The organism is Achromobacter sp. EB05, from assembly GCF_044232075.1.
Taxonomy (GTDB): Bacteria; Pseudomonadota; Gammaproteobacteria; order Burkholderiales; family Burkholderiaceae_B; genus Achromobacter; species Achromobacter dolens.
Genome location: NZ_CP155917.1, coordinates 6,172,264 through 6,195,730, shown reverse-complemented (window position 1 = coordinate 6,195,730; position 23,467 = coordinate 6,172,264). Strand labels below are relative to the sequence as shown.

Annotated in this window: 20 protein-coding genes; 13 read left to right on the top strand and 7 right to left on the bottom strand. The window is 68.4% G+C overall.

All coding sequences use genetic code 11. The annotated features are described in order from the left end of the window. From bcsB to AAID08_RS28275, 10 genes are all read left to right on the top strand, one after another. Complete coding sequence (gene bcsB, locus AAID08_RS28320) at positions 1 to 2,331, top strand: cellulose biosynthesis cyclic di-GMP-binding regulatory protein BcsB (protein WP_395757200.1); 2,331 nt, start codon at positions 1 to 3, stop codon at positions 2,329 to 2,331. Continuing rightward, positions 2,331 to 3,554, top strand: a complete 1,224-nt coding sequence (gene bcsZ, locus AAID08_RS28315) for a cellulose synthase complex periplasmic endoglucanase BcsZ (protein ID WP_395757199.1) — start codon at positions 2,331 to 2,333, stop codon at positions 3,552 to 3,554. The genes bcsB and bcsZ overlap by 1 nt, the downstream gene beginning before the upstream one ends. After that, positions 3,545 to 7,507 (top strand): cellulose synthase subunit BcsC-related outer membrane protein, encoded by a 3,963-nt coding sequence (locus AAID08_RS28310; RefSeq protein ID WP_395757198.1) that lies wholly within the window; start codon positions 3,545 to 3,547, stop codon positions 7,505 to 7,507. The genes bcsZ and AAID08_RS28310 overlap by 10 nt, the downstream gene beginning before the upstream one ends. A gap of 25 nt (positions 7,508 to 7,532) precedes the next feature. Continuing rightward, positions 7,533 to 8,195 carry an SGNH/GDSL hydrolase family protein gene (locus AAID08_RS28305; protein ID WP_081273406.1) on the top strand — a complete coding sequence of 221 codons (663 nt, stop codon included), beginning with the start codon at positions 7,533 to 7,535 and terminating at the stop codon, positions 8,193 to 8,195. A gap of 32 nt (positions 8,196 to 8,227) precedes the next feature. Beyond that, complete coding sequence (locus AAID08_RS28300; protein ID WP_395757197.1) at positions 8,228 to 8,902, top strand: cell division protein FtsQ; 675 nt, start codon at positions 8,228 to 8,230, stop codon at positions 8,900 to 8,902. A 65-nt stretch (positions 8,903 to 8,967) separates the two neighbouring features. Beyond that, a complete protein-coding gene (locus AAID08_RS28295) occupies positions 8,968 to 10,377 on the top strand; it encodes an MBOAT family protein (protein WP_116791308.1) in 1,410 nt (469 codons plus the stop codon). Between the two features lie 11 nt (positions 10,378 to 10,388). After that, positions 10,389 to 11,531, top strand: coding sequence for a cell division protein FtsQ (locus AAID08_RS28290; protein WP_054500234.1), 1,143 nt, complete (start codon positions 10,389 to 10,391; stop codon positions 11,529 to 11,531). A gap of 21 nt (positions 11,532 to 11,552) precedes the next feature. Then, positions 11,553 to 12,104, top strand: coding sequence for a hypothetical protein (locus AAID08_RS28285; protein ID WP_395757196.1), 552 nt, complete (start codon positions 11,553 to 11,555; stop codon positions 12,102 to 12,104). Between the two features lie 250 nt (positions 12,105 to 12,354). Next, entirely contained in the window at positions 12,355 to 12,756 is a 402-nt protein-coding gene (locus AAID08_RS28280; protein ID WP_231132895.1) for a hypothetical protein, read from the top strand. Positions 12,757 to 12,911: 155 nt separating this feature from the next. Further along, a complete protein-coding gene (locus tag AAID08_RS28275; RefSeq protein WP_395757195.1) occupies positions 12,912 to 13,442 on the top strand; it encodes a hypothetical protein in 531 nt (176 codons plus the stop codon). 51 nt (positions 13,443 to 13,493) lie between these two features. On the opposite strand, the gene AAID08_RS28270 is transcribed toward AAID08_RS28275, so the two are convergent. Genes AAID08_RS28270 through AAID08_RS28245 form a run of 6 tightly spaced genes read right to left on the bottom strand, consistent with a single transcriptional unit; the run spans position 13,494 to position 19,197 of the window. Continuing rightward, entirely contained in the window at positions 13,494 to 14,561 is a 1,068-nt protein-coding gene (locus tag AAID08_RS28270) for a branched-chain amino acid ABC transporter permease (RefSeq protein WP_054500237.1), read from the bottom strand. An 11-nt stretch (positions 14,562 to 14,572) separates the two neighbouring features. Beyond that, entirely contained in the window at positions 14,573 to 15,583 is a 1,011-nt protein-coding gene (locus AAID08_RS28265; RefSeq protein WP_144656146.1) for a branched-chain amino acid ABC transporter permease, read from the bottom strand. Next, a complete protein-coding gene (locus AAID08_RS28260; RefSeq protein WP_175167908.1) occupies positions 15,580 to 16,332 on the bottom strand; it encodes an ABC transporter ATP-binding protein in 753 nt (250 codons plus the stop codon). The genes AAID08_RS28265 and AAID08_RS28260 overlap by 4 nt, the downstream gene beginning before the upstream one ends. Continuing rightward, a complete protein-coding gene (locus AAID08_RS28255; RefSeq protein ID WP_144656143.1) occupies positions 16,329 to 17,099 on the bottom strand; it encodes an ABC transporter ATP-binding protein in 771 nt (256 codons plus the stop codon). The genes AAID08_RS28260 and AAID08_RS28255 overlap by 4 nt, the downstream gene beginning before the upstream one ends. Positions 17,100 to 17,111: 12 nt before the next feature. Next, complete coding sequence (locus tag AAID08_RS28250; RefSeq protein WP_054500241.1) at positions 17,112 to 18,284, bottom strand: substrate-binding domain-containing protein; 1,173 nt, start codon at positions 18,282 to 18,284, stop codon at positions 17,112 to 17,114. 16 nt (positions 18,285 to 18,300) lie between these two features. Next, positions 18,301 to 19,197, bottom strand: a complete 897-nt coding sequence (locus AAID08_RS28245; protein WP_395757194.1) for an alpha/beta fold hydrolase — start codon at positions 19,195 to 19,197, stop codon at positions 18,301 to 18,303. A 164-nt stretch (positions 19,198 to 19,361) separates the two neighbouring features. Here AAID08_RS28245 and AAID08_RS28240 point away from each other — a divergent pair, with 164 nt between their 5' ends. Then, positions 19,362 to 20,324 carry a helix-turn-helix domain-containing protein gene (locus tag AAID08_RS28240; RefSeq protein ID WP_054500243.1) on the top strand — a complete coding sequence of 321 codons (963 nt, stop codon included), beginning with the start codon at positions 19,362 to 19,364 and terminating at the stop codon, positions 20,322 to 20,324. A gap of 41 nt (positions 20,325 to 20,365) precedes the next feature. On the opposite strand, the gene AAID08_RS28235 is transcribed toward AAID08_RS28240, so the two are convergent. Further along, the gene (locus AAID08_RS28235; protein WP_006389621.1) at positions 20,366 to 21,793 is read right to left on the bottom strand and encodes an NAD-dependent succinate-semialdehyde dehydrogenase; all 1,428 of its coding nucleotides are present in this window, start codon (positions 21,791 to 21,793) and stop codon (positions 20,366 to 20,368) included. Between the two features lie 186 nt (positions 21,794 to 21,979). On the opposite strand from AAID08_RS28235, the gene AAID08_RS28230 reads away from it, so the two are divergent. Together AAID08_RS28230 and rplN are read left to right on the top strand one after the other, a co-directional pair. Continuing rightward, positions 21,980 to 22,744: an aspartyl/asparaginyl beta-hydroxylase domain-containing protein gene (locus tag AAID08_RS28230; protein ID WP_395757193.1), complete on the top strand. Its 765-nt coding sequence runs from the start codon at positions 21,980 to 21,982 to the stop codon at positions 22,742 to 22,744. 353 nt (positions 22,745 to 23,097) lie between these two features. Then, a complete protein-coding gene (rplN, locus tag AAID08_RS28225) occupies positions 23,098 to 23,466 on the top strand; it encodes a 50S ribosomal protein L14 (RefSeq protein ID WP_006216531.1) in 369 nt (122 codons plus the stop codon). The last annotated feature ends 1 nt before the right edge of the window (position 23,467 follow it).

Genomic DNA, 23,467 nt, shown 5'->3' with positions numbered 1-23,467 from the left:
ATGCATAAGAAAATCCGTTCGACCCAACCGCCGATCGCGCAAGCGGCGCCGTTCCGTTCGCCGCGCCGCCCCGGGCATGCGCTGGGCCGCCTTTCGCTGGCGTTGCTGGCCGGCTGCTCGTTGCTGGCCAGCGCGGCCGAGGCGCCGGGCACCGTGCCTGCCGCCACGCCGGCCCCGGCGCCGTTCGTGGCCGACCAGACCTACACCTTCAAGCAGCTCGGCGCGCAGTATCCCCTCAACCTGCGCGGCGTGGACGGCAGCAACACGCTGAACTTCAGCGTGCGCAACGATCGCGTGGTGACCGGCGCGCGGGTCGACCTGCGCTATGCCTATTCGCCCGCGCTGCTGCCCGACCTGTCGCACATCAACGTGCTGGTCAACGACGAGGTGGCCGCCACCATTGCCGTGCCGCGCGAGACGGCCGGCAGCAATCTGCGGCAGACCATCGAGATCCCGCCCTACCTGATCACGCCCTACAACGATCTGCGCCTGCAACTGATCGGCCACTACACGCTGAATTGCGAGGATCCGCTGCATTCCAGCCTGTGGGCCAACATCAGCAACCTGAGCACGCTGGACCTGGCCACCGCCGCGTTGCCGTTGCCCAACGAGCTGGCCAACCTGCCGCTGCCGTTCTTCGACCGCCGCGACATGCGCAAGCTGGTGCTGCCGTTCGTGTTCCAGGCCGAGCCGGACAACGCCACGCTGGAAGCCGCGGGGGCGCTGTCTTCATGGTTTGGCGGGCTGGCGGGTTATCGCGGCTCGGATTTCCCGGCCTCGGTGGCGCAGTTGCCCAACCGCGGCAATGCGGTGGTGTTCGCGATGGGCGCGGCCAGCGCCGGGCTGACCCAGGCCACCGTGAACGGTCCGACGCTGGCCATCGTCGCCAACCCCAACGATCCCGAAGGCAAGCTGCTGCTGGTGCTGGGCCGCGACGGCAAGGACCTCAAGCAGGCAGCCGCCGCGCTGGCGCTGGGCAGCCAGACGCTGGCCGGCCAATCGGCCGCCATCACCCGCCTGGCCGACGTCAAGCCGCGCCAGCCCTACGACGCGCCGCGCTGGCTGCGAACGGACCGTCCGGTGCGTTTCGGCGACCTGATCGACCCCAAGCGCCTGAACGTGTCGGGCTTCAGCCCGGATACCATCCGCATCGACGTGCGCGTGCCGCCCGACCTGTTCGGCTGGCAGGAAAAGAAGGTGCCGATCGACCTGCGCTATCGCTATACGCCGCAGCCGACGTCGCTCAATTCCTCGCTGCTGTTCGGCGTCAACGGCGAGTTCGTCAAGTCGATGCCGCTGTTCGCGCTGGAGCGCATCGAGGGCGGCGACAAGCTGCGCGCCGAGGTGCTGCCCGACGAGAGCCTGCCGATGCGCGCCCAGTTGGACGTGCCGCTGGACCTGTTGAAGTCGGACGGCCAGTTGCAGTTCCGCTATATGTACGACTACGTCAAGCAGGGCGAGTGCCGCGACATCATCATCGACAACGTGCGCGGCATGATCGAACCCGAGTCGACCATCGACCTGTCGGGCTATCCGCATTTCATCGAAATGCCGGACCTGCGCGCATTCGCGCAGGCGGGCTTCCCCTTCACGCGCCTGGCCGACCTGTCGGAAACTGCCGTGGTGCTGGATGACCGCGCCAGCGCGGCGGCCTATTCGGCCTACCTGAACGTGCTGGGCCGCCTGGGAGACGCCACGGGCTATCCGGCCATCGGCGTGACCGTGACGCGGGCGCAGCAGGCCGGCGCGCAGGCCGGCAAGGACCTGCTGGTGATCGCGGGCGACACCGCCAATCCGCTGCTCAAGACCTGGGCCCCCCACATCCCGGGCAGCTACGAGTCGGGCGCGCACTTCGGCCTGTCGGACCTGATCTACCGTGTGACCGACTGGTTCCATACCGATCCGCGTCTCGATCGCCGCGAGCCGCGCGTGGCCATGAGCTACACCAGCGAAGGCGTCAGCGCGATCGTGGCCGGCTTCGAGTCGCCGCTGGCCGCCAAGCGCAGTGTGGTGCTGCTGGCCAGCAGCAAGCCCGACGGGCTGGACGCGGCCGTGGCCGCGCTGCGCGGCGGCGAAGGCTTCGACAAGAGCGTACAGGGCAGCCTGGCAGTGATCCGCGGCAAGCAGATCGACGCGCTGGTCGGCGACCAGACCTATACGCTGGGCCAGTTGCCCTTGCTCAAGCGCATCGACTGGTGGGTGTCGTCACAGTTGCCGGGCTACACCCTGCTGCGCCTGGTGGTGATGGGGCTGCTCTGGCTGGTCGGCATCGCCGTGGCGCTGGCTGTGCTGCGCTCGCTGTTACGCCGCCTGCGCAAGAAGGACGCCTGATGCATCCGGCCCGACCTGCTCGCCGCCGATCCGCCTGGCGCCAGCGTGCCCGGCGGGCGCTGCTTGCGCTCGGCCTGGCCCTGGCGGCATCGGGCGTGGCGCGGGCCGCGCCGGTATGCACGGCGGTGGCCTGGCCGGAGTGGTCGGCCTTCGTCAAACATTTCGTGCAGCCCGACGGGCGTGTCGTGGATGCAAGCACGCCGCGCAAGATGAGCACCTCTGAAGGACAGTCGTACGCCATGTTCTTCGCCCTGGTCGCCAATGACCGCGAGACCTTCGAGCGGTTGTGGCGCTGGAGCGTGGCCAACCTGGCCGGCGGCGACACCGCGCAGCGTCTGCCGGCCTGGTCCTGGGGCCGGCGCGACGACGGCGCCTGGGGCGTGCTCGACAGCAACGCGGCATCGGACGCCGACCTGTGGTTCGCTTATGCTTTGCTCGAGGCCGGCAGGCTCTGGCGCCAGCCGGCCTACACCCGTGACGCGCAGGCGTTGCTGGCCTTGATCGAGGGGCGCGAAGTGGCGCAATTACCGGGCCTGGGCAGCATGCTGTTGCCGGCGCCCGAGGGCTTTTCGCAGCCCGGCCTATGGCGCCTGAATCCGAGCTACCTGCCGGTTCCCGTGCTGCGGCGGCTGGCGCAGGCCTCGGCGAAGGGGCCGTGGACCCAGGTGGCCAACAATACGGTGCGGGTGATCCAGGCGACCACGCCCAAGGGCTACGCGGCCGACTGGGTGGCCTACCGCGATGTGTCTCGCGAGGGGGGGGCGCTGGGACGTTACGAAAATGATCCGGCGCATGGCGCCAAGGGCAGCTACGATGCGATCCGCACGTATCTGTGGGCTGGCATGACGCCGGCCGAAGATCCCGCCGCCCGGCCGCTACTGGCTGCGCTGTCAGGCATGGCCACCGCCGTCGGCGCCACGGGCGTGCCGCCCGAGTCAGTGGACGTGGACAGCGGCCAAGTCCAGGGCCAGGGGCCGTTCGGTTTCTCGGCCGCCCTGTTGCCGTATTTCCAGGCGCGCGGGCAGAATGACCTGCTGCAGGGACAGTTGCGGCGCGTGCGCGAGGCCTGGGCTGCCAGCCAGGCCCCTGCGCGGCTGGCGGTTCAGCAGCCGCCTTATTACGATTACGTACTCAGCCTGTTCGGGATGGGCTGGTTCGAGCAGCGGTACCGGTTCGGTGCCACCGGCCGTGTGTCATTGGAGTGGGAGAAGAAATGTCCTTGAACCGCCACAAGCTGGCCATCGGCGTTCTGGCCGCCCTGATGCACCAGAGTGGCTGGGCCCAACCGGCCGCCACCGCTTCGCTGCTGGAGCAGGGACGCTACTGGCAGAACCAGGGCGACTCCAAGCGCGCCGCGCAGGCCTGGGAAAAGCTGCTCCTGTCCGATCCCTCGCAGCAGGAGGCGATGTACGGCCTTGGGCTGGCGGCGGTGCGCGAAAAGCGCCTGGACGATGCCCAGGGCTACCTGACCCGGCTCAAGCAGCTCAACGCCAACGGCACCTTCACCAAGCGCCTGCAGCAGGATATTGGCCTGGCCGGCGGCGCCGCCGCGGCCGACCTCGACCGCGCGCGCATGCTGGCGGCCTCGGGCGAGATCGACAAGGCGATGCAGGCCTACGACCAGGCCCTGCAGGGCCGCGAGCCGCAGGGCGAGATCGCGCTCGAGTACTACAGTTTCCTCGGCTATTCGGACAAGGGCCTGTCGCGCGCCATCACCGGCCTGCAGCGGCTCTCGCGCGAGACGCCCGGCAATCCGAACGTCCAGTTGGCCCTGGCCAAGCACCTGATCCGCGACGAAGACCGGCGCGCCGACGGCGTGCGCATGCTGGCGCAGTTGGCGCAACGCAAGGACGTCGGCGCCGACGCCACCGAAAGCTGGCGCGCCGGCCTGATCTGGCTGGGCGCGCCGAACGCCAGCGAGAAGCCGCTGTTCGAGGCCTATCTGGCGGCGCATCCGGACGACAAGGAAGTGCGCGCGGTGCTCGACAATCCGTCGGCCAAACGCGGCGCGCCGGCGCCGGTCTGGCGCCAGGATGCGCGCCTGGCGCGCGGCTTCGCGGCGTTGAAGAACGGCGACCTGGCCGCGGCCGAAGCCGCGTTCCAGGAAAAGCTGCGCGCCACCCCCAATGATCCGGACGCACTGGGCGGCCTGGGGCTGGTGCGCATGCAGCAGGACCGCAACGCCGAGGCCCAGGAACTGCTGTCGCGCGCGGCGGCCCGTCCCGGTGCCGGGCGCAACTGGACCCGCGCCCTCGCGGGGGTGCGCTACTGGAACCTGCTGGACCAGGCCGAGGCGGCACGCCAGCGGGGCGACGGCGACGGCGCGCGCAAGCTGCTGGAACAGGCCATCCGGCTGGACGGCAATGCCACCGGCGCCTACAACGCCATCGGCCGGGCCTATGCCAGCGCCGGCGACATGGCCAACGCCGAGAAGACCTATCGCTACGTGCTTGCCCGGCACAAGAATGATCCCGAGGCGGTGCGCGGCCTGGCCGACGTGCTGGCCCAGACCGGCCGCGCCGAAGAAGCCCTGCGGCTGGTCGATGCGCTGCCGGCGGGCCAGGCGGGCGACGTCAGTCGCCTGCGCGCGGCCGTCATGGCGGGCCAGGCGCGCGAGGCGGAAAAGCGCGGCGACACGGCCGGCGCGCGTCGCATGCTGGAAGACGCGCGCAGGACGGACCCGCGCAATCCCTGGACCACCTACGAGTTGGCGCGGCTGCTGTTGCGCAGCGGTGAATCGGTCCGCGCGCAACAGATCATGGACGAGACGTTGCGCGTGCAACCGGACTCGGCCGACGCGCTGCACGCCAACGCGCTGTTCGCGTCCGAGCGCGGTGAATGGGGCCATGCCTACGACATCCTGGCGCGCATCCCGGAGAACCGCCGCACCCCGGAAATCACGCGCTTTCAGCGCAACGTGTGGGTGCACGAGCAGGCGGCCCAGGCCTCCCGCCTGGCGCTGTCGGGCGACGCGGCGCAGGCGCGCCAGCGCCTGGCCGGCTTGCAGGCCGCGGCGGGCAACGATCCCGAGTTGCTTGGCGCCATCGCCCAGGCCTATATCGACGCGGGCGACACGCCGCAGGCGCTCGCCGTGATGCGGCCGCTGGTGGATGGAAGCCGGCCGGCCGGCCCGGATGTGTTGATCCCGTACGCCAGCGTGCTGCTCAAGAGCGGCGATGACGCCGGCACCGCGGCCGTGCTGCGCCAGGTGCAGAAGCTGCCGATGGACGCCGACCAGCATCGCAGTTTCCAGGACCTGGTCAGCCTGTATACCGTGCGCCAGGCCGAGGCGATGCGCCAGCGCGGCGACCTGGTGGCTGCCTACGACATCCTGCAGCCGGTGCTCAAGCGCCGGCCTGACGATCCCCTGGCCCAGGGCGCGCTGGCGCGCATGTATGTCGCCGCCGGCGACCGCGACAAGGCCCTGGCCATCTATCGTGGCCTGCAGGCGCGCGATCCCGACAACGCGCAGTTGCAGATCGCCGTCGCCGGCATCGCCGCCGAGGCCGATGACTGGCGCTCGGCCGAAGCCTCGATGGACAAGGCGCTGGCGCTGGCGCCGAACGATCCCGACGTGCTGGCCGGCGCGGCGCGCATCTACCGTTCGCGCGGCAAGACCGGGCGCGCCGCCGAGCTCTACCAGCAGGCCATCGCCGCCCAGCAGGCGCGCGGCGGCGGCACCATGGTGGCCAGCGGCGCGGCGCCCGCCAACTATGCCGACGGCAACCCCTTCGTCGGCCTGCCGGGGCAGCGTTCGCGGTCCACCCGCGTGACGCAGGTCATGGGAGAGGCCCTCAACGACCCGCAGGTCCCCAACTATGGCGCCGGCTACGGCACGGGCTATGCCGCAGGGTACGGCGCCAGCTATGACGGCGCGTCCATGGTGTCGCGCCAGGAGCCCTATGTCATTGCCGGCGCGCAGGATTCGCGCGCGGCCGCCAACCCGCCCGCGGCCTATGGCGGCGGCGCGGCGTCGCCCACCCTGCAACGGGAACTCGACGAGGTCATGCAGGAGCGCAGCGCCGAGGTCCGCGTGGGCGGCTTCGTCCGGTCAAACAACGGTGAAGCCGGCATGAGCAAGATGACCGAGATCGACGCGCCCATCGAGGCCCTGATCCCGGCGGGCGATGGCAAGATCTCGCTGCGCGCGACGCCAGTGACCCTGGACGCTGGCCGCCTTGGCGACGAATATTCCAGCAACAGCCGCTTTGGCGGCGGCCCGGTGGCGGCCACGGCGCAGCAGGCGGGATTGGTGGGCGGAGCCGGCAAGCAGCGCGACTCGGGCGTGGGCCTGTCGGTCGGCTACACCATGCAGGGCCTGAGCGCCGACATCGGCACCACGCCGCTGGGCTTCGAGTATTCGAACGTGGTCGGTGGCGTGCGCCTGAACGGCCCCATCGACCGCGGCGCGGGCACCTGGTACAGCGTGGACCTGTCGCGCCGCGCGGTGACCGACAGCCTGGTGTCCTTCGCCGGCGCGCGCGACGACCGCACCGGCCAGCGCTGGGGCGCGGTCACGGCCACCGGCGTGGGCGGCCAGATCGGCATGGACAACAAGGACTACGGCGTCTACGCCTACGGTTCGTGGCGCAGCCTGGATGGCCACAATGTCGAGTCCAACAGCCGCACCGAGGTCGGCACCGGCATCTATTGGAACCTGACGCGCGAAACCAACCGCATGCTGACGGCCGGCCTGAACCTGGGCGCCATCTTCTACGACAACAACCAGCGCTTCTTCACCTACGGCCACGGCGGCTATTTCAGCCCGCAGCAGTTCTACGCGCTGAGCGTCCCCGTGACCTGGGCGCAGCGCGATGGCCGCTTCACCTACAAGCTGCAAGGTTCGGTCGGCCTGCGCCATTTCAAGGAAGACGGCGCCGACTATTTCCCGACCAGCGGCGGCATGCAGGCGGCGGCCAACGCGGCGAACCGCGCCGTCTATGGCGCCCCCGCGACCTACGAAGGGCAGTCGCGCACCGGCGTGGGCTACAACCTGGCGGCGGCGGGCGAGTACCAGTTGTCGCCCAATCTGTTCCTGGGCGGCACCATGGCCATGGACAACGCCACCGATTACCGCCAATACGTGGGCGGGCTCTATCTGCGCTACGCGTTCTATCCGCAGACGCGTCCGCTGGACCTGCCGGTCAATCCCTATCAGTCGCCGTACGCCCGCTAGGGACGTCTCATCAAGGAGTATTGCCATGCTGACCTCTCTTTTTGCCGGAATGAGCATCCTGTTGATCGGCGACAGCCATCTGGCCGCGCCCGGTTACCTGATCACGACCCTGCAGGACGACCTGGTCAAGCAGGGCGCGGTGGTGCAGACCATCGGCGTGTGCGGCAGCAATGCCGGTGACTGGCTCAAGACCACGCCCAGCACCTGCGGCGGCGCCGAGCGCCTCAACGACGGCCAGATCGTGCTCAAGGGCAAGGATGCCCGCACCACCCCGGTCACCGACCTGATCGCGGCCAAAAAGCCCAACCTGGTGGTGATCGTGCTCGGCGACACCATGGCCGGCTACACCAATCCATCCTTTCCCAAGACCTGGGCCTGGCAGCAGACGACCGCACTGACCAAGGCCATCTCGGGCACCGGCACGGCCTGCGTCTGGATCGGTCCCAGCTGGGGCACCGAGGGCGGCAAATACAACAAGAATTTCGCGCGGGTCAAGCAGGTGTCGGCCTTCCTGGGCAGCAACGTGGCGCCCTGCGCGTACATCGATTCGACCCAGTTCTCGACGCCCGGCCAGTGGCCCACCACCGACGGCCAGCACTACACCAACACCGGCTACAAGGCCTGGGGCGACGCCATTGCCAAGCAATTGGGCGAGCTGCCGCAGGTCAAGGCGCTGCAGAAGAAATGACGCGCGCGATCCCCGCTTCCAAAGGACAACGGATGAGCATCCTCCTGTCGCGCGGCCTGGCCGCCCTGTCGTTCGCCCTGGCCGCCGGCGTTGCCGGCGCGGCGCAGATCCAGCTCTATGACACCGGCCCGGCCGAGGACGCGTCGTTCGTGCGCTTCGTCAACGGCGGCGCCGAGCCGATGGCGGTGAGCGCCAAGGGATCGCAGGCGCGCATCCAGCTCGACGCCGCCCATCCCGCGTCGGATTTCATGCCGGTCAAGGCGGGCGCGAAGATGCAGGGCCTGCTCGAAAGCGGCGGCCGCAAGCAGGAGGTGGCCATCTCGGTGCAGCCCGGCGAATTCGCCTCGGTGGTCGGCCTGCCCGGCAAGGACGGCCTGCAGGCGCGCATCGTGCGCGAGCAGCCCGAGGACTTCAACGCGCTCAAGGTCTCGGTGGGGTTCTACAACCTCGATCCGTCATGCGCCGACGCCGGCCTGCTGGCCGTGCCGCGCAACCTGGCGATGTTCGAGCACGTGGCCGATGGCGGCGCCGCGCGGAGACTGGTCAATCCCGTGTCCCTGAAGGTGCGAGCCAGTTGCGGGGGCCAGCCCGCGGGGCAGGAGCTGGATCTGGGCGCGCTGCAGGCCGGCGAACGCCACACCGTGTTCCTGCTGCCGTCGGCGCAGGGTCCCCGCCTGTTGCACGCGCCGGACCAGACGGCCCGCTGATCCGGCCCCTAACGGCGGGGGCGCGGCCCCCGCTTCGATAACAATATCTCCGGCCACCCTCCGCCATGGTCTTCGCGTCCCTCGAATTCCTGACGCTGTTCCTGCCGCTGTTCCTCGTCGTCTACGCGCTGACGCCGCAGCCCGCGCGCAATTTCGTGCTGCTGGTCGGTAGCTGGATTTTCTATAGCTGGCTCAAGCCAATCTACCTGTTGCTGCTGGTCGCGGTCACCGTCGTGGCATGGGCCGGCGGCCTGATGCTGGAGCAGTTGCGCGCCGGCCATCGCCGCAAGGTGCTCCTGACCCTGCTGTTGACGGCCAATGTGGCGGCGCTGTGCTGGTACAAGTACGCCAACATCCTGGTGTCGACGTTCAACGACGTTGCAGCCATGGCGGGCGCCGTGCCGCTGGCCTGGGAGCGGGTGGCGCTGCCGGCGGGCCTGTCCTTCTTCGTGCTGCAGGCCATCTCCTACCTGGTGGACGTCTATCGCCAGGACGTGCGCGCCGAACGCAACTTCATCGACTTCGCCGCCTACAAGGCCATGTTCGGCCAGTTGATCGCCGGCCCCATCATCCGCTGGGCCTGGGTCGAGAAGGAGATCGCCCATCGGACCATGGATTGGCGCAATTTCTGCCTGGGGGCGCGCCGCTTCATGATCGGCATGAGCATGAAGGTGCTGGTGGCCGATACGCTGGCGCCCGTGGTCGATGCCGCCTTCGCCCTGCGTACGCCCTCGTTGGCCGACGCCTGGATCGGCTGCGGCGCCTACACCCTGCAACTGTTCTTCGACTTCGCCGGCTATAGCGCGATGGCCATCGGCCTGGGCCTGATGATGGGCTTTCACCTGCCGGAGAACTTCAACAACCCCTACCTGGCGCGCAGCATCCAGGACTTCTGGCGGCGCTGGCACCTGTCGCTGTCGAGCTGGATCCGCGACTACCTGTACATTCCCATGGGCGGCAATCGCCTGGGCGTGTGGAAGACCTATCGCAACCTGCTGCTGACCATGGGCATCGCCGGTCTCTGGCATGGCGGCGAGAGCTGGAACTTCCTGCTGTGGGGCCTGGCGCATGGCGCCGCGCTGGCCGTGGCGCGCGCCTGGAGCGGCAATAGCCTGCCGGCGCTGCCGGGCTGGCTGTCGCGCGTCGCCACGCTGTTGTTCGTGATGCTGGCCTGGACCATCTTCCGCGCGGTCGACTTTCATGCCGCGCTGGCCATGTATCGGGGCCAGTTCGGCCTGAATGGCATCGGCCTGGGCGATTCGATGTTGTATGTGCTGCGGCCGACCCACTGGCTGGCCGCCGCGCTGGGCATCATGTGCGTCATCCTGCCCGCCTGGCAGCCGTGGTGGTCGGCGCGGCCGGCCGGCATGTTGCGCACGGCCTGGAGCGCGGTGTGGCCGGTGGCCGGCTTCCTGCTGGCCTACGCGCTGATCGCGGCGCGCGGCGCCGTGCCTTTCCTCTACTTCCAATTCTGAGGCCGGAGACGATGAGCGCCCATCACGATACCCCGGCCCCGCCGCCCATAGCCCATGCCTCCGTGGCCAACCGCCGCGCCAGCCAGCTCGCCGGCGTGGCGCTGGTGCTCTTCATGGCCGGCGCCATGCTCAGCAACATCTGGTGGAGCCTGGACCACGACGTGCTGCCGGACGACACCTCGCTGCCGCGCGTGCTGGATGGCGGCGTCACGCACGACCTGTCGTTGCGCCTGGCCGACATGACATTCAGCAGCGAGGCCGCGCGCCTGCAACGTGGCCTGGGCTGGCTGACGCTGGGCGACCTGGGCCCGCGCGTGCGGCGGGGCTGTGACGGTTGGCTGTTCCTGGGCGATGAACTGCAGCCCCATCCCGCCGCGCGCGAGAACCAGGCCGAGCGGGCCCGCATCGTCGTGTCGCTGCGCGACGCGCTGGCTGCCCGCGGCATCCGGCTGCTGGTGGCCGTGGTGCCGGACAAGAGCCGCATCGAGTCCGCGCGCCTGTGCGGCCTGCACCGTTCGGCGGGCTTCGAGGACCGGCTGTCGAGCTGGGTCGGCGTGCTGCGCGCGCAGGGCGTGGCGACGGTCGATCTGAGCGCCGCGCTGCGCGGCGTGCCGCAGGACGCCTATTACCGCAACGACTCGCACTGGACCGAGGCCGGCGCCGGCGCCGCCGCGCGCGCCGTCGCCGAGCAGGTGCGCGCCAGCGGCGTCGCGCTGCAGGCGCCGCAGCGCTGGCGCGTCACTGCCCAGCCTCCCGCGCCACGGCCTGGCGACCTGGTGCGGCTGGCCGGGGTCGATTGGCTGCCGCTGGCCTGGCAGCCGCGCGCCGAAGTGGTCGCGCTGCATACCTACACGCCGGAGGCCGCCGCGTCGGCCGGCGATGCCGACGACCTGTTCGGCGACAGCGCCTTGCCGTCGCTGGCGCTGGTCGGCACCTCGTTCTCGCGCACCTCGGAGTTCCTGCCGCAATTGTCACGGGACCTCGGCGTGGCGGTCGGCAACTTCGCCCGCGACGGCGGCAAGTTCGGCGGCGCGGCGCAGGCGTACTTCAAGAGTCCCGCCTGGAAGCAGAGTCCGCCGCGTCTCCTGATCTGGGAGATGGACGAACGCGACTTGGGCGCGCCCCTGGCCGCCGAGGACCGCGTGGGGTTCTGAATGTCGCCGCGGCCAGTGCCAATGAAACCGGTTGCAGCAAATATCGCCGTGCGGGAAATGGACTGTATCCGGATGCTTGATATACCTGTGCCTGTCTACACGCAGCGTCGAGGCGGCCATGGCGATAGAGAGCGTCCAACAGCATGCGTATGCGCGAGGCTGGCTGCGGCCCGTGGCGCTGGGGATCTCGGTATCGGCGCACGCAGCCGCGGTATTCTGGCTGTTTCAGCCGCCGGCCGCGACGGCACGGATGCATTGCGGAACTGGTGCACCACCCCGGCGACGACTCCCGTGGGGTCGACGGCGCAGCCCGCTCCCGCGAAGCCGCCGCGCGATCCGGATGCCGACATCGTCGTGGTCGATTGCGAATGCCTGATCGCGATGGTGCGCCCATACCAACTGACCGGCGAACAGATGGCCATGTACCTCGCCTGCGTCGACCCGCGGAGCACCACGGAGCGGTTCCTGGGCCTGGCCGCCACCTACCGCGCCAAGCATGGCTTGGCGAAGACCAGACGGTTGATGGACACGTTCGACGAAATGGCCAACAAGCTCGATACATGCGCCGCCTGAGGCCGCGCGTGGTCCGCGGCCGGCCGGAAAGTTAAACTACCCGCGGCACGGATGAACGGGCGGGCGCTGAACGCCGCGCCGCGTGCCCTCGGGGAACGAAGACATCATGCGAGGTTTCAGGAAGGGGCTTGCGCTCGGGTGGCTGGCTGTGAGCGGCCTGGCCGCCGCATCCGCGCTGGCGCAAGGCCAACCGCCGGCCGGCGCCATGGACGCTGGGGGCGTCGCGCCGGCAGGGCCGGCCGGCGTTGTGATGCCCACGTCTGACCCCGCCGCGCTCGGCCGCAGCCTCCTGAACGCCGGCCCCGACCCGCGCGTGCGCCTGGATGGCCTGTCGCTCGATCACGCCGCCATTTTCGGCACTGACGATGAAGGCGAGCAGGCCGTGCTGGATAACGAACGCGCGTTGCAGGCGCAGCGCGACCAACTGCAGGTGCTGGAGCGCCTCTTGACGCAGAAGCCGGCCACGGTCGACCCCTATCCGCCGGCGATGATCCCCCTGAACAACGGCGCGCCGATGAACATGGCGCCGCTCGCGCCGACGCCGTCGGGCTCGCAACTGGGCGGCGCCGCGCAGCGCAGCGTTGACACGATGCAGCGTCGGGTCAATGATCTGCGGCGCGATGCCGACACGATGCGGCAGGGCGGGCGCTAGGCGTTCTGTCCGCCTGGCGCCGCGCGGCGCCGTCCTTTGAAACCCGCCGAAGCAACTGTCGAATGCGCGCCGCGATCGGACCGCGATCGGCCTGATATAACTGGGCACCTGGCGCGAACCGCGCCTGGACAGCGTCCCCATCAGGAGTCAGGCATATGCGTGTCACGGTCTCGAAAGTCGCGTTGTTGCGGTTGGCGCTACTGGTCGCCACAGGCTCGGCAGCCTTTGCCGCCTCGGCCCAGGCGGTGTTGAAGGACCAGGTCATTTCCCGTCCCTGGGACGACAGCCTGGTGGTCGTCGGCAACGACAGCCGGGTGCGCGCCGGCATGACCGTGCGCGATCTGGAGAATCTGGTGCAGCGTGTCGCCGATCAGGGCAAGGCGTTGGAGCAGTTGCGCGCCAGCAATGATGCGCTCAATCGCAAGATCGAGGAGCAGGCGCAGAAGATCGCCAACCTGGAACGCCGACAGGGCGACGGCGGCCGCAGCAGCGACAGCCAGAAGGGCGAACTGGACAAGCTGTCACGGCAGGTGGACAGCCAGAAAAACGAGTTGGACAAGCTGTCGCGCAGCGTGTCGCAACTGGGCAGCGCCAACGATTCCGGCGGCCGCAAGGTCGATGACCTGCAACGCCGCATCGACGAGGTCAAGCGCAGCGTGGATGACCTGCGCAGCCGCGTGAAGTGACGCGCGCGGGATGCGGTGTGCCTGGCGGCACACCGCATCCCTGTCCGGCAGTCAGCGCCGCCGCGCCAGCTCACGCAAGCGCCCGGCTATCCCGGTCGGGAAGTAGTACACCGACAGCACGAACAGGATGCCCAGCCACAGCAGCCAGCGGTCCGGCTCGAACAGCAGCGCCAGCGGCGCCACGCCGGCGACGGCGTCATGGATCACGTGCAGTCCGTCCTGCAGATAGCTCTGCGCGAACACGAACAGGCTGGCGCCGATTACCGCGCCGTACATCGTGCCCATGCCGCCGATCACCACCATCAGCAGGATGTTGAGCATGATCTCGAACGACAGCGAGGTGTCTGGGCCGTTGTAGCGCAGCCATAGCGCATATAGCGCGCCGGCCAGCGTGGCGAAGGCCGCCGCCAGCAGGTTCGACAGGCTGCGGTACAGCACCGTGCGGTAGCCGATGGCCTCGGCGCGGAACGGATTCTCGCGGATCGCCTGCAGCACCCGGCCGAACGGCGAATTGACGATGCGCAGCAGCATCAGGAACAGCGCCACGCAGACGGCGGCGATCAGGTAGTAGGTGATGATGCGGCCGTCGATGGTCACGCCGAACAGCGGCTCGGCGAATGGCCGGTAGGCCGGGCGCAGCATCTGCGGCACCTTGAAGTTCAGGCCGTCCTCGCCGCCGGTCAGGTCGGATAGCTGTGACACCAGCGTCTGGAACGCCGCCGCGACCGCCAGCGTGATCATGGCGTAGAAGATGGCGCGCACGCGCAGGCTGGCCAGCCCGATCACCAGCGCGAACACCAGCGACACGGCCAGTCCCGCGGCCGTCCCCGCCAGCACCGACAGCCAGTTGGCGTCCAGGCGCAGGCTGGCGATCGCCACGCCATAGGCGCCGATGCCGAAGAACATGGTGTGGGCGAAGCTGACGATGCCGGTGTAGCCCAGCAGCAGGTCATAGCTGGCCACCAGGATCACGAACACCAGGATCTTGGCCGCCACGGCCAGCGACTTGGGGCCGGGAAACAGAAACGGCGCGGCGGCCAGCGCGATGACGATGGCGACCAGCATGACCGCCAGCAGCGCGCTGCGCGGCGGATCGCCGGAAAGCAGGCGGAAGGACATGAGTGCGATTCCTAGCGATTCGTGACCGGGTACACGCCCTGCGGTCGCCACAGGAGGATGGCGACCATCAGCGCGATGTTCGAGAACAGCGCGGCCTTGGGTATCAGGAAGCCCGTGTAATTGGCCATCAGCCCCACCAGCAGCGCGCCGATCAGGCAGCCCACCGTCGACCCCAGGCCGCCAATCATGATGACGATGAAGATCAGCACGTTCACCTGCGCGCCCAGTTGCGGCACGATGGACTGCTGGTACAGCCCCCACAGCACGCCGCCCAGGCCGGCCAGCATCGAGCCGGCCACGAACACGCCGACGAACAGATGGCGGATGCGGTAGCCCAGGCTTTCGACCATCTCGCGGTCTTCGACGCCGGCGCGGATCAGCAGGCCGAGCTTGGTGCGATTCAGCAGCCACAGCATGCCGCCCAGCACCGCCAGGCCCACCACCAGCGCGACGATGCGGAATTTCTCGATGGCCGCATCGCCGACCAGCAGCGCGCCGCGCAACGCCTCGGGCAGAGGCAGCGACAGCGTCTGCGGGCCCCACAGCATCTTGATGATCTCTTCGCCGATGATCATGCCGCCCATGGTGATGAGGATCTGCTTGAGGTGCTGGCCATAGACCGGCCGCACGATCACGCGCTCGAATGCCACGCCCACCGCGCCGGCCACCAGCATGCCGACGATCAGGGCGGGCAGCACCGCGGCCAGGTTCAGCCACAGGCTGCCGGACTGGGTCCAGTCGGACATCGCGCCGAGGACCGTGGCAGCCATGTAGGCGCCGATGGCGATGAACAGGCCGTGGCCGAAGTTCAGCACGTCCATCAGGCCGAACACCAATGTCATGCCCGAGGCGACGATGAAGATGATCATGCCCATCGCCAGCCCGGCGAAGGTCAGCGTCACCCAGGTCGAGAATGAACCCACCAGCGGCAGCGCGATGGCGGCCAGCGCCAGCACCAGCAGCACCGGGCGCAGGTCGGCGCGGGTCTGCGGCAGGGGTGTATCGATATCGGCGGCGCTCACTGATGCGCTCCCAGCGACAGGCCCAGTAGCCGGGTCTGCAACGCGTCGTCCTGCGCCAGTTCGGCCATGCCGCCGGCGTGCACCACCCGGCCGTTGTCCATGACCGCGACGTGGTCGCCCACCTGGCGCGCGAAGTTGAAGTTCTGCTCCACCAGCAGGATGGTGGTGGAGGCCTGCTTGAGTTCCATGAAGGCGTCGATCATGTTCTGGATGATGGCGGGCGCCAGGCCCTTGCTGGGCTCGTCGACCAGCAGCAGGCGGCGCGGTTCGATGATGGCGCGCGCCACGGCCAGCATCTGCTTCTGGCCGCCCGACAGCTTGCCGGCGGGGTACAGCCAGAATTTCCTGAGCGCGGGAAAGAAGCCGAAGATCCATTCCAGCCGCGCGGTGTCCAACTGCGCGGCGCTGCGCGCCTGGCGCGCGGCCAGCAGGATGTTCTCTTTGACCGATAGGTCGGCGAAGATGCCCATGTTCTCCGGCACGTAGGCGATGCCCTGGCGCGCCATGTCGGGCGGCGAGGTGCGCACGCCCGGGCCGCCGACCGCGGCGCCATCAAAGCCGATGTGGCCCTGCGTCGCCTTCCACAGGCCCATGACGGTGCGCAGCGTGGTGGTCTTGCCGGCGCCGTTGCGGCCCAGCAGCATGGTGACGCCGGCGGCCGGCACCGACAGATCCACGCCGTGCAGGATGTGATACGCGCCGATGTGCGTGTGCACGTCCTTCAGTTCCAGCAAGGTGGCGCCGCTCATGTCGTCTTCTCCGGCAGGGCGGCGCCCAGGTAGGCCTGCTGCACGATCGGCGAGGCGATCACCTCGGCGGGCTCGCCGTCGGCCATCAATTCGCCGTTGTGCAGCACCACGATGCGGTCCGCCAGTTCGCGCACCACGTCCATCTTGTGTTCCACCAGCAGGATCGTCTTGGAGGCGTCGGCCTTGATCTCGCGAATCAGGTCCAGCACCACGGGCACATCGTCCACGCTCATGCCGGCGGTGGGCTCGTCGAACATGAACACCTGCGGCTCCAGCGCGATCAGCATGGCGATCTCGAGTTTGCGCTGGTCGCCGTGCGGCAGGTCGGCCGCGGCCTGGTCGCGGCGGGCCGTCAGGCGGGTGCGTTCGAGCAGCGCGTCGGCGCGCGTCAGCAGTGTCCGATCATCGTCCCACGTGCGCCAGAAGCGGATCTGCCGCCAGCCCAGGCCCTGCTGGCGCGACTGCAACGCCAGCCGCACGTTCTCGCGCACCGACAGGCGCGGGAAAAGCTGTGTCAACTGGAAGGCGCGCCCCAGGCCGGCATGCATGCGCGCCGGCGCCGACAGCCCGGTCAGGTCGCGGCCATTCAGGCGCACCGAGCCGGCGCTGGCGCGTAGTTGTCCCGAGATCAGGTTGAAATAGGTGGTCTTGCCCGCGCCGTTGGGCCCGACGATGGCCGTCAGGCTGCCCGGCGCGAAGCGGCAGCTCACCGCGTTGACGGCCACATGGCCGCCGAAGCGGATCGTGAGCGATTGGGTTTCCAGCATGAAGGGCAGGGCTCAGCGTTTGTTCTGGATCGGCACCGCCATCTGGTCGGGCGTGATTTCCTTGACCAGATCCTGCACCGCCCACGGCACCGAGGCATCGTTCTTGATGCGGAAGTGGTACATCGACTGCATGGCCTGGTGGTCTTCCGGGCGGAAGGTCATCTTGCCCTTGGGCGTGTCGAAGCTCATGCCTTCCATCGTCTTGATGAGCGTGTCGGTGTCGCTCTTGCCGGCGCTCTTGTTCAGCGCCGTCACGATGGCGATGGCGGCCGACATGCCCCCGGCGGTGAAGAAGTCCGGCGGCTGGCCGTAGCGCTTCTGGTGCTCGGCCACCAGCCAGTCGTTGATCGGGTTCCTGGGGATGCCGTAGTAGTAATAGGTTGCGCCTTCCATGCCGGCCAGCGACTTGAGCGGCGTCATCGCGGCCAGCGTGTTGCCGCCGGTGGCGATCTCGATGCCGAAGCGCTTGGGGTCGAGATCGGCGATCTTGAACGGATTGCCGGCGCCGGCCCACAGGATGAAGATGATCTTGCGGCCCGGCTTGTCCTTGAGCGCATCGAACAGGCGTTGCGCGCCCGCCGTGAAGTCGGTGGCGTTGGCCGGCAGGTATTCCTCATGCACGATCCTGGCCTGCTTGAGCGCGCCCTTGAAGGCCTTGACGCCGTCGCGGCCGAACGCGTAGTCCTGTGCCAGCATGGCAATGGACGTGTCCGGCTGGTCGAAGGCGACGGCGTTGGCGATGGCGTCCTGCGATGAATTGCGGCCGGTGCGGAAGATGTACTTGTTCCACTTGTCGCCGGTGATCGAATCGGCCACCGCCGGTTCCACCAGCAGGATCTTCTCGTACTCCTCGGCGATCGGCAGCATAGCCAGCGCCACGCCCGACGAGGTCGGGCCCACCGCGATGTCGGCATTGTCGTCAGCGTAGGCCGAGGCGAGCTGGGCGCGGGCGACGTCGGGCTTGCCCTGGTTGTCCTTCTCGATCACGCGGATCTTGCGCCCGGCCACCGTCATGGTGCCTTGCGTGGCGTATTCCAGGCCCAGCATCAGGCCGTTGTGGGTCTGCTTGGCGTAGGCCTCCAGCGGCCCGGTCTTGTCGTAGACGTGCGCCACGACGAAGTCCTTTGCCATGGCGGCCGAACTCAGGCACAGGCCGGCCAGCGCGGCGAGCAGGATGCGTTTCATGGGAGTCTCCTTGGTCCTAGTGGGCGCCGGCGGTTGCGTCGGCGGCCGGCGTGGCGAGAAATTGGCGGACGGCCTCGATCTGCGGCGCGACGTTCAGCGCTGGCGCGTGGCCGCAATCCGGAAAATCGATGCGCCGCGCGCGCGGGCCGCGGCGGGTCATGGCCTCGGCCACCTCGGGCAGCAGCAGGTCGGAATCGGCGCCGCGCAGCAGCAGCAGCGGCATGCGCAGCGTGTCGTATTCGGTCCAGCGCTCGTAGTCCGCCGGATGATGCTGGAACTGCCCGACGATGGCCGGATCGTAGTGCGCCGTGACGCGGCCGTCGGGCAGGCGGCGCACCGAGGTCTCGGCCATGCGGCGCCATTGCTCGTCGCTCTGCCAGCCATACGGCTTGTAGGCGGCGCGCAGCCAGGATTCCAGTTCGGTGACGGTGTCGAAGGCCGGCGGGCTGCCGGCATAGGCCATGATGCGGTCGATGGCCGGCTGCGGCAGCGACGGCCCGATGTCGTTGACCACCAGGTGTGTGATGCGGTCCTTGAGCGTGGTGGCGGCGGCGTACATGCCGGTGGCGCCGCCCATCGAGGTGCCGACCCAGCGCACCCGGCCCAGCCCCAGGCCGTCGAGCAGGGCGCGCGCCAGCCGGGCGTAGAAATCCAGCCGGTACTCGGCCACCGGATCGGGGCTCCATTGCGACAGCCCACGGCCGATCGTGTCAGGGCAGAGGATGCGGTAGTCGCCGGCCAGCGCCTGCGCCAGTTCGTCGAAGTCGCGGCCGGTCCGGGCCAGGCCGTGCCACATGATGAGCGCGGGGGCGTCCGGACGGCCCCATTCGGTGTAATGCAGCTCGCGGCCTTCGCAGCGCAGATAGCGCGAAGCCGGCGTGTGGCGAGCGGCCTGTGCGGGCGCGTTGGCCATGCGTCTCCTCCCGGGTTGTCCAGGTTGTATGCTTGTGGCGCTGACTATAGACTTGCGCCAGGCGCGGCCACAATGCGCCGGACCGCCCGCGGCAGGGTGAGTCAAGAATATGTAGACGCAGGGTCACGAGCCCCCGGCGACCCCGCGAACCAGGAGACCGCGCCATGCCCGACACGGAATTCGCCACTTCGGCCGTTGCTGGCGCCGAGCGGTACGAGCAATGGCGCGCGGCCCTGTCGGATGCCTTCGGGCCGTTCGAGGTGCACCATGGCCAGGCCGGCCAATTCGCCGGCCACGTGCGCTATGTGCGGCGCGCCAGCCTGCAGTTCAACGACCTGCACTATCAGGGACAGAGGATCGAGCGCACGCCCGGCAATGCCTCGCGGCTGGACCAGGAGTTCTACACCTTCGGTCTGCCTCTGGCCGGGCCGCTGGCCGTGGTGCAGCAGGGCCGCGAATTCCAGGTCGAGCCCGGCTGCGTCTACCTGATGAACCAGAGCCTGCCGTACCAGGCCACCGCGCTTGGCGCCGACGGCTACCGCAGCCTGAGCGTGTCGTTCCCGCGCAGCGCGCTGTCTCAGCGCGATTCGCGCATCGGTCCCTTCTACAAGCTGCGCGTCGACGACGGGTCGCCACGCGGCGCGATGCTGGCCAGCTACATGGACCACCTTTTCAAGGGGCTGGACGGTTGGTCGCCGGCGGAAGCGGCCGAACTGGGCGAACGGCTGATCGACCTGATCGTGCTGTTCCTGGTGCAGCCGGGGCAGGGGCATGCGTCGCAAGCCGACAGCAGCGTGACCATGGCGCATCGCCAGCGCGCCATGGCCTACATTCGCCAGCACCTGGCCGACCCGGCGCTGTCGCCGCAGCGGGTGGCGCAGGGCTGCGGCCTGTCGGTGGCCTACCTGCACCGCATCTTCCAGGCGGGCGACCTCTCGGTGGAAAGTTTCGTCTTCGATCAGCGCCTGGAGCGCTGCCGCGAACTGCTGCTGAACCCGGCCCAGCGTCACCGCGGCATCGCCGAACTGGCGTACCAGGCCGGCTTTGCCCACCCCTCGCATTTCAGCCGCCTGTTCAGGCGCCGCTTCGGCGTGTCGCCGCGCGAGTGGCGTGCGGCGCAGCAATGAAAAAGGCCCGCTTGCGCGGGCCTTGTCGCGAACAATAGCGATCAGATGTGCGTGATGAACTTGGTGACCAGGTAGCCGTCGAACGTTTCCAGTCCGCCTTCGCTGCCGATGCCGCTGTCCTTGATGCCGCCGAACGGCGTCTCGGCCAGCGCGCTGCCGAAATGGTTGATGTTGACCATGCCGGCTTCCAGGCCGTTGGAGACCTTGGTGGCGGTCTGCAGCGAATTGGTGAAGACGTAGGAAGACAGGCCGAACGGCAGGCTGTTGGCGCGCGCCAGCACTTCATCGGTGTCGGTGAAGCGGACCACCGGCGCCACCGGGCCGAAGGGTTCCTCGGTCATCAGCATGGAGTTGTCGGGCAGGTCGGTCACCACGGTGGGGGCGAAGAAGAAGCCCTTGCGGTCCAGCGGGCCGCCGCCGACGACCACCTTGCCGCCATGCTTCTTGGCGTCGTCGATGAAGGCGCTCATGGCGGGCACGCGGCGCTCGTGCGCCAGCGGGCCCATGTCGGTCCCGGCTTCCAGGCCGTCGCCGACCTTGATGTTCTTGAGCACGTCGGAGAAACGCGCCAGGAATTGCTCGTAGGCGCCGTTCTGGACGTAGAAACGGGTCGGCGAGACGCACACCTGGCCGGCGTTGCGCACCTTGAACTTGGCCAGCATGGTGGCGGCGCGGTCGATGTCGGCGTCGTCGAACACCAGCACCGGCGAGTGGCCGCCCAGTTCCATGGTGACGCGCTTCATGTGCGCGCCGGCCAGCGCCGCCAACTGCTTGCCCACCGGCACGGAACCGGTGAACGACACCTTGCGCACGATCGGCGAACGAATCAGGTAGTCGGAAATCTTGGCCGGTTCGCCCCAGACGATGTTCAGGCAGCCCTTGGGCAGGCCGGCGTCGTGGAACATGCGGGCGATCGCCATGACGGCGCTGGGCGAGTCTTCCGGACCCTTCAGCACCACCGTGCAGCCGGCGCCGAGAGCGGCGGCGATCTTGCGGATGGCCTGGTTGTAGGGGAAGTTCCAGGGCGTGAAGGCGGCGCAGACGCCGATCGGCTCGCGCACCACGATCTGGCGCACGTCCGGGTTGCGCGGCGGGATCACGCGGCCGTAGATGCGGCGGCATTCCTCGGCGTGCCAGTCGGCGTGTTCGGCGCAGGAGGTGACTTCGCCGATGGCCTCGGCCAGCGGCTTGCCCTGGTCCAGCGTCATGTTGCGGCCGATTTCCTTGGCGCGCTCGCGCGACAGGGTGGCGACCTTGCGCAGGATGGCCGAACGATCCATGGGAGAAGACTTCTTCCAGGATTCGAACGCGCGCTGGGCGGCGGCTAGCGCACGGTCCAGATCCGCTTCGGTGGCGTGAGGCAGCTGGCCGAGCACTTCCAGCGTGGCCGGGTTGATGACGTCCTGGGTGCGCCTGCCCTCGCCGGCGACGAATTCGCCGTCGATATACAGCGCCAACTGTTCATACATGCCTGTCTTTCCTTGCGAAATAGGAGTGGGTAGCGATCGCAATCGCCCATGCCAGTCTAAACCAGCTTGTCCGCCGCGGGGAGGGCCAATCTCCGTCGCCGGCTAGGAGCCAATGGCCGGCACTTGCGCCCCAGGTGCGCCATGGACAAAATGATGCATCTTTGGAAGTCTATATAGATACCTATTGTGCAACCTGCCGATACGCGTCCGCCCAGCCAGCCCAGTGTCTATTCCCGCGCCTTCTTCCGTTTCATCGACTGGTTGCGCCACCGCATCGCGCGAGCCTCCCTGGTGGGGGACCACCCGATCTTCCAGAACCGCCAGTTCCCCTGGATCGCCCGCCTCGAGGCGCAGGCGCCCGCGATCCGCGCCGAGCTGATGGCCCTGCTGGCCGAGCGCGAGCAGTTGCCGTCCTTCCATGAACTGTCCCCGGATGTCGGCATGATTACCTCCGACGACCAGTGGAAGACCTTCGTCTTCATGGGCTACGGCCTGCGCTCGGACCGCAACCTGGCGCGCTGTCCGGCCACCGCCCAGGCGCTGCGCGAGATTCCCGGCCTGCGCACCGCGTTCTATTCCATCCTCGAGCCGGGCAAGCGCATTCCGCTGCACACCGGCCCCTACAACGGCGTCCTGCGCCTGCACCTGGGGCTGCTGGTGCCGCAGCCGGCCGAACGCTGTTGGATCGAGGTGGGCGGCGAGCGCTACCACTGGAAGGAAGGCGAGGCCGTGGTGTTCGACGACCTCTATCCGCACCAGGTGCACAATGACACGGACGGCACCCGCGCGGTGTTGTTCGTCGACTTCGAACGTCCCTGCCGGGCGCCGATCCGCTGGCTGAACCGGCTGGTGTTGATGGCGGCGCCGTTCACCGACGAGATCCGGCGCGGCAAGGCGAACCACGACGCCTGGGAACGCAATTACTACCGGGATAAAACGGGGGCGGATTAATTCGGCCCCTGACCGGGGGGAAACGCGACGGTTGTCCACAGGCGCTGTCGCGTATTTGCTCACTATCTCAACAAAGGCCTTGCGCTCAAAATCTAACCAGGCTAGAATGGTCAGCTTTCCCAGATTGTCGATTGGCCTGGAACTAGCCGGGCCAACGTGTTGGGGGAATACCCGCAGGATTTCAACCCAGGGTCGTTGCGTTGCCACCAGCTGATGGTTTCAGGGCGAAAGCTCAAGACCAGCCAGCAACAAAGCAGGGCGGCTGACCTGACGGGACCAAAACTGGCAGGAATTGCAGTGTTCCCTTTTTTGGGGAAAACCGTATTTCCAGTTAAGTTGGAACAGGAAAAATCATGATCCAAATGCAGACCACGCTGGACGTGGCCGATAACACTGGTGCGCGTCATGTCATGTGCATTAAGGTGCTCGGTGGCTCCAAGCGCCGTTATGCCGGTATCGGCGACATCATCAAGGTGAGCGTCAAAGATGCGGCTCCGCGCGGACGCGTCAAGAAAGGCGAAATTTACAATGCCGTGGTGGTTCGTACCGCCAAGGGCGTGCGCCGTAAGGACGGTTCGCTGATTCGTTTCGGTGGCAATGCCGCCGTGTTGCTCAATGCCAAGCTGGAGCCCATCGGCACCCGCATCTTCGGACCCGTTACGCGTGAACTGCGTACCGAGAAGTTCATGAAGATCGTGTCGCTGGCCCCGGAAGTGCTGTAAG

Bases quoted from the DNA above. Each gene is read 5' to 3' on its own strand.
- AAID08_RS28245 (WP_395757194.1), bottom strand. From the start codon at position 19,197: ATGGCCAACGCGCCCGCACAGGCCGCTCGCCACACGCCGGCTTCGCGC.
- AAID08_RS28270 (WP_054500237.1), bottom strand. From the start codon at position 14,561: ATGTCCTTCCGCCTGCTTTCCGGCGATCCGCCGCGCAGCGCGCTGCTG.
- AAID08_RS28310 (WP_395757198.1), top strand. From the start codon at position 3,545: ATGTCCTTGAACCGCCACAAGCTGGCCATCGGCGTTCTGGCCGCCCTG.
- rplN (WP_006216531.1), top strand. From the start codon at position 23,098: ATGATCCAAATGCAGACCACGCTGGACGTGGCCGATAACACTGGTGCG.
- AAID08_RS28280 (WP_231132895.1), top strand. From the start codon at position 12,355: ATGCCCACGTCTGACCCCGCCGCGCTCGGCCGCAGCCTCCTGAACGCC.
- AAID08_RS28285 (WP_395757196.1), top strand. From the start codon at position 11,553: ATGAAACCGGTTGCAGCAAATATCGCCGTGCGGGAAATGGACTGTATC.
- AAID08_RS28295 (WP_116791308.1), top strand. From the start codon at position 8,968: ATGGTCTTCGCGTCCCTCGAATTCCTGACGCTGTTCCTGCCGCTGTTC.
- AAID08_RS28250 (WP_054500241.1), bottom strand. From the start codon at position 18,284: ATGAAACGCATCCTGCTCGCCGCGCTGGCCGGCCTGTGCCTGAGTTCG.
- AAID08_RS28290 (WP_054500234.1), top strand. From the start codon at position 10,389: ATGAGCGCCCATCACGATACCCCGGCCCCGCCGCCCATAGCCCATGCC.
- bcsZ (WP_395757199.1), top strand. From the start codon at position 2,331: ATGCATCCGGCCCGACCTGCTCGCCGCCGATCCGCCTGGCGCCAGCGT.
- AAID08_RS28235 (WP_006389621.1), bottom strand. From the start codon at position 21,793: ATGTATGAACAGTTGGCGCTGTATATCGACGGCGAATTCGTCGCCGGC.
- AAID08_RS28255 (WP_144656143.1), bottom strand. From the start codon at position 17,099: ATGCTGGAAACCCAATCGCTCACGATCCGCTTCGGCGGCCATGTGGCC.
- AAID08_RS28300 (WP_395757197.1), top strand. From the start codon at position 8,228: ATGAGCATCCTCCTGTCGCGCGGCCTGGCCGCCCTGTCGTTCGCCCTG.
- AAID08_RS28275 (WP_395757195.1), top strand. From the start codon at position 12,912: ATGCGTGTCACGGTCTCGAAAGTCGCGTTGTTGCGGTTGGCGCTACTG.
- bcsB (WP_395757200.1), top strand. From the start codon at position 1: ATGCATAAGAAAATCCGTTCGACCCAACCGCCGATCGCGCAAGCGGCG.
- AAID08_RS28260 (WP_175167908.1), bottom strand. From the start codon at position 16,332: ATGAGCGGCGCCACCTTGCTGGAACTGAAGGACGTGCACACGCACATC.
- AAID08_RS28240 (WP_054500243.1), top strand. From the start codon at position 19,362: ATGCCCGACACGGAATTCGCCACTTCGGCCGTTGCTGGCGCCGAGCGG.
- AAID08_RS28305 (WP_081273406.1), top strand. From the start codon at position 7,533: ATGCTGACCTCTCTTTTTGCCGGAATGAGCATCCTGTTGATCGGCGAC.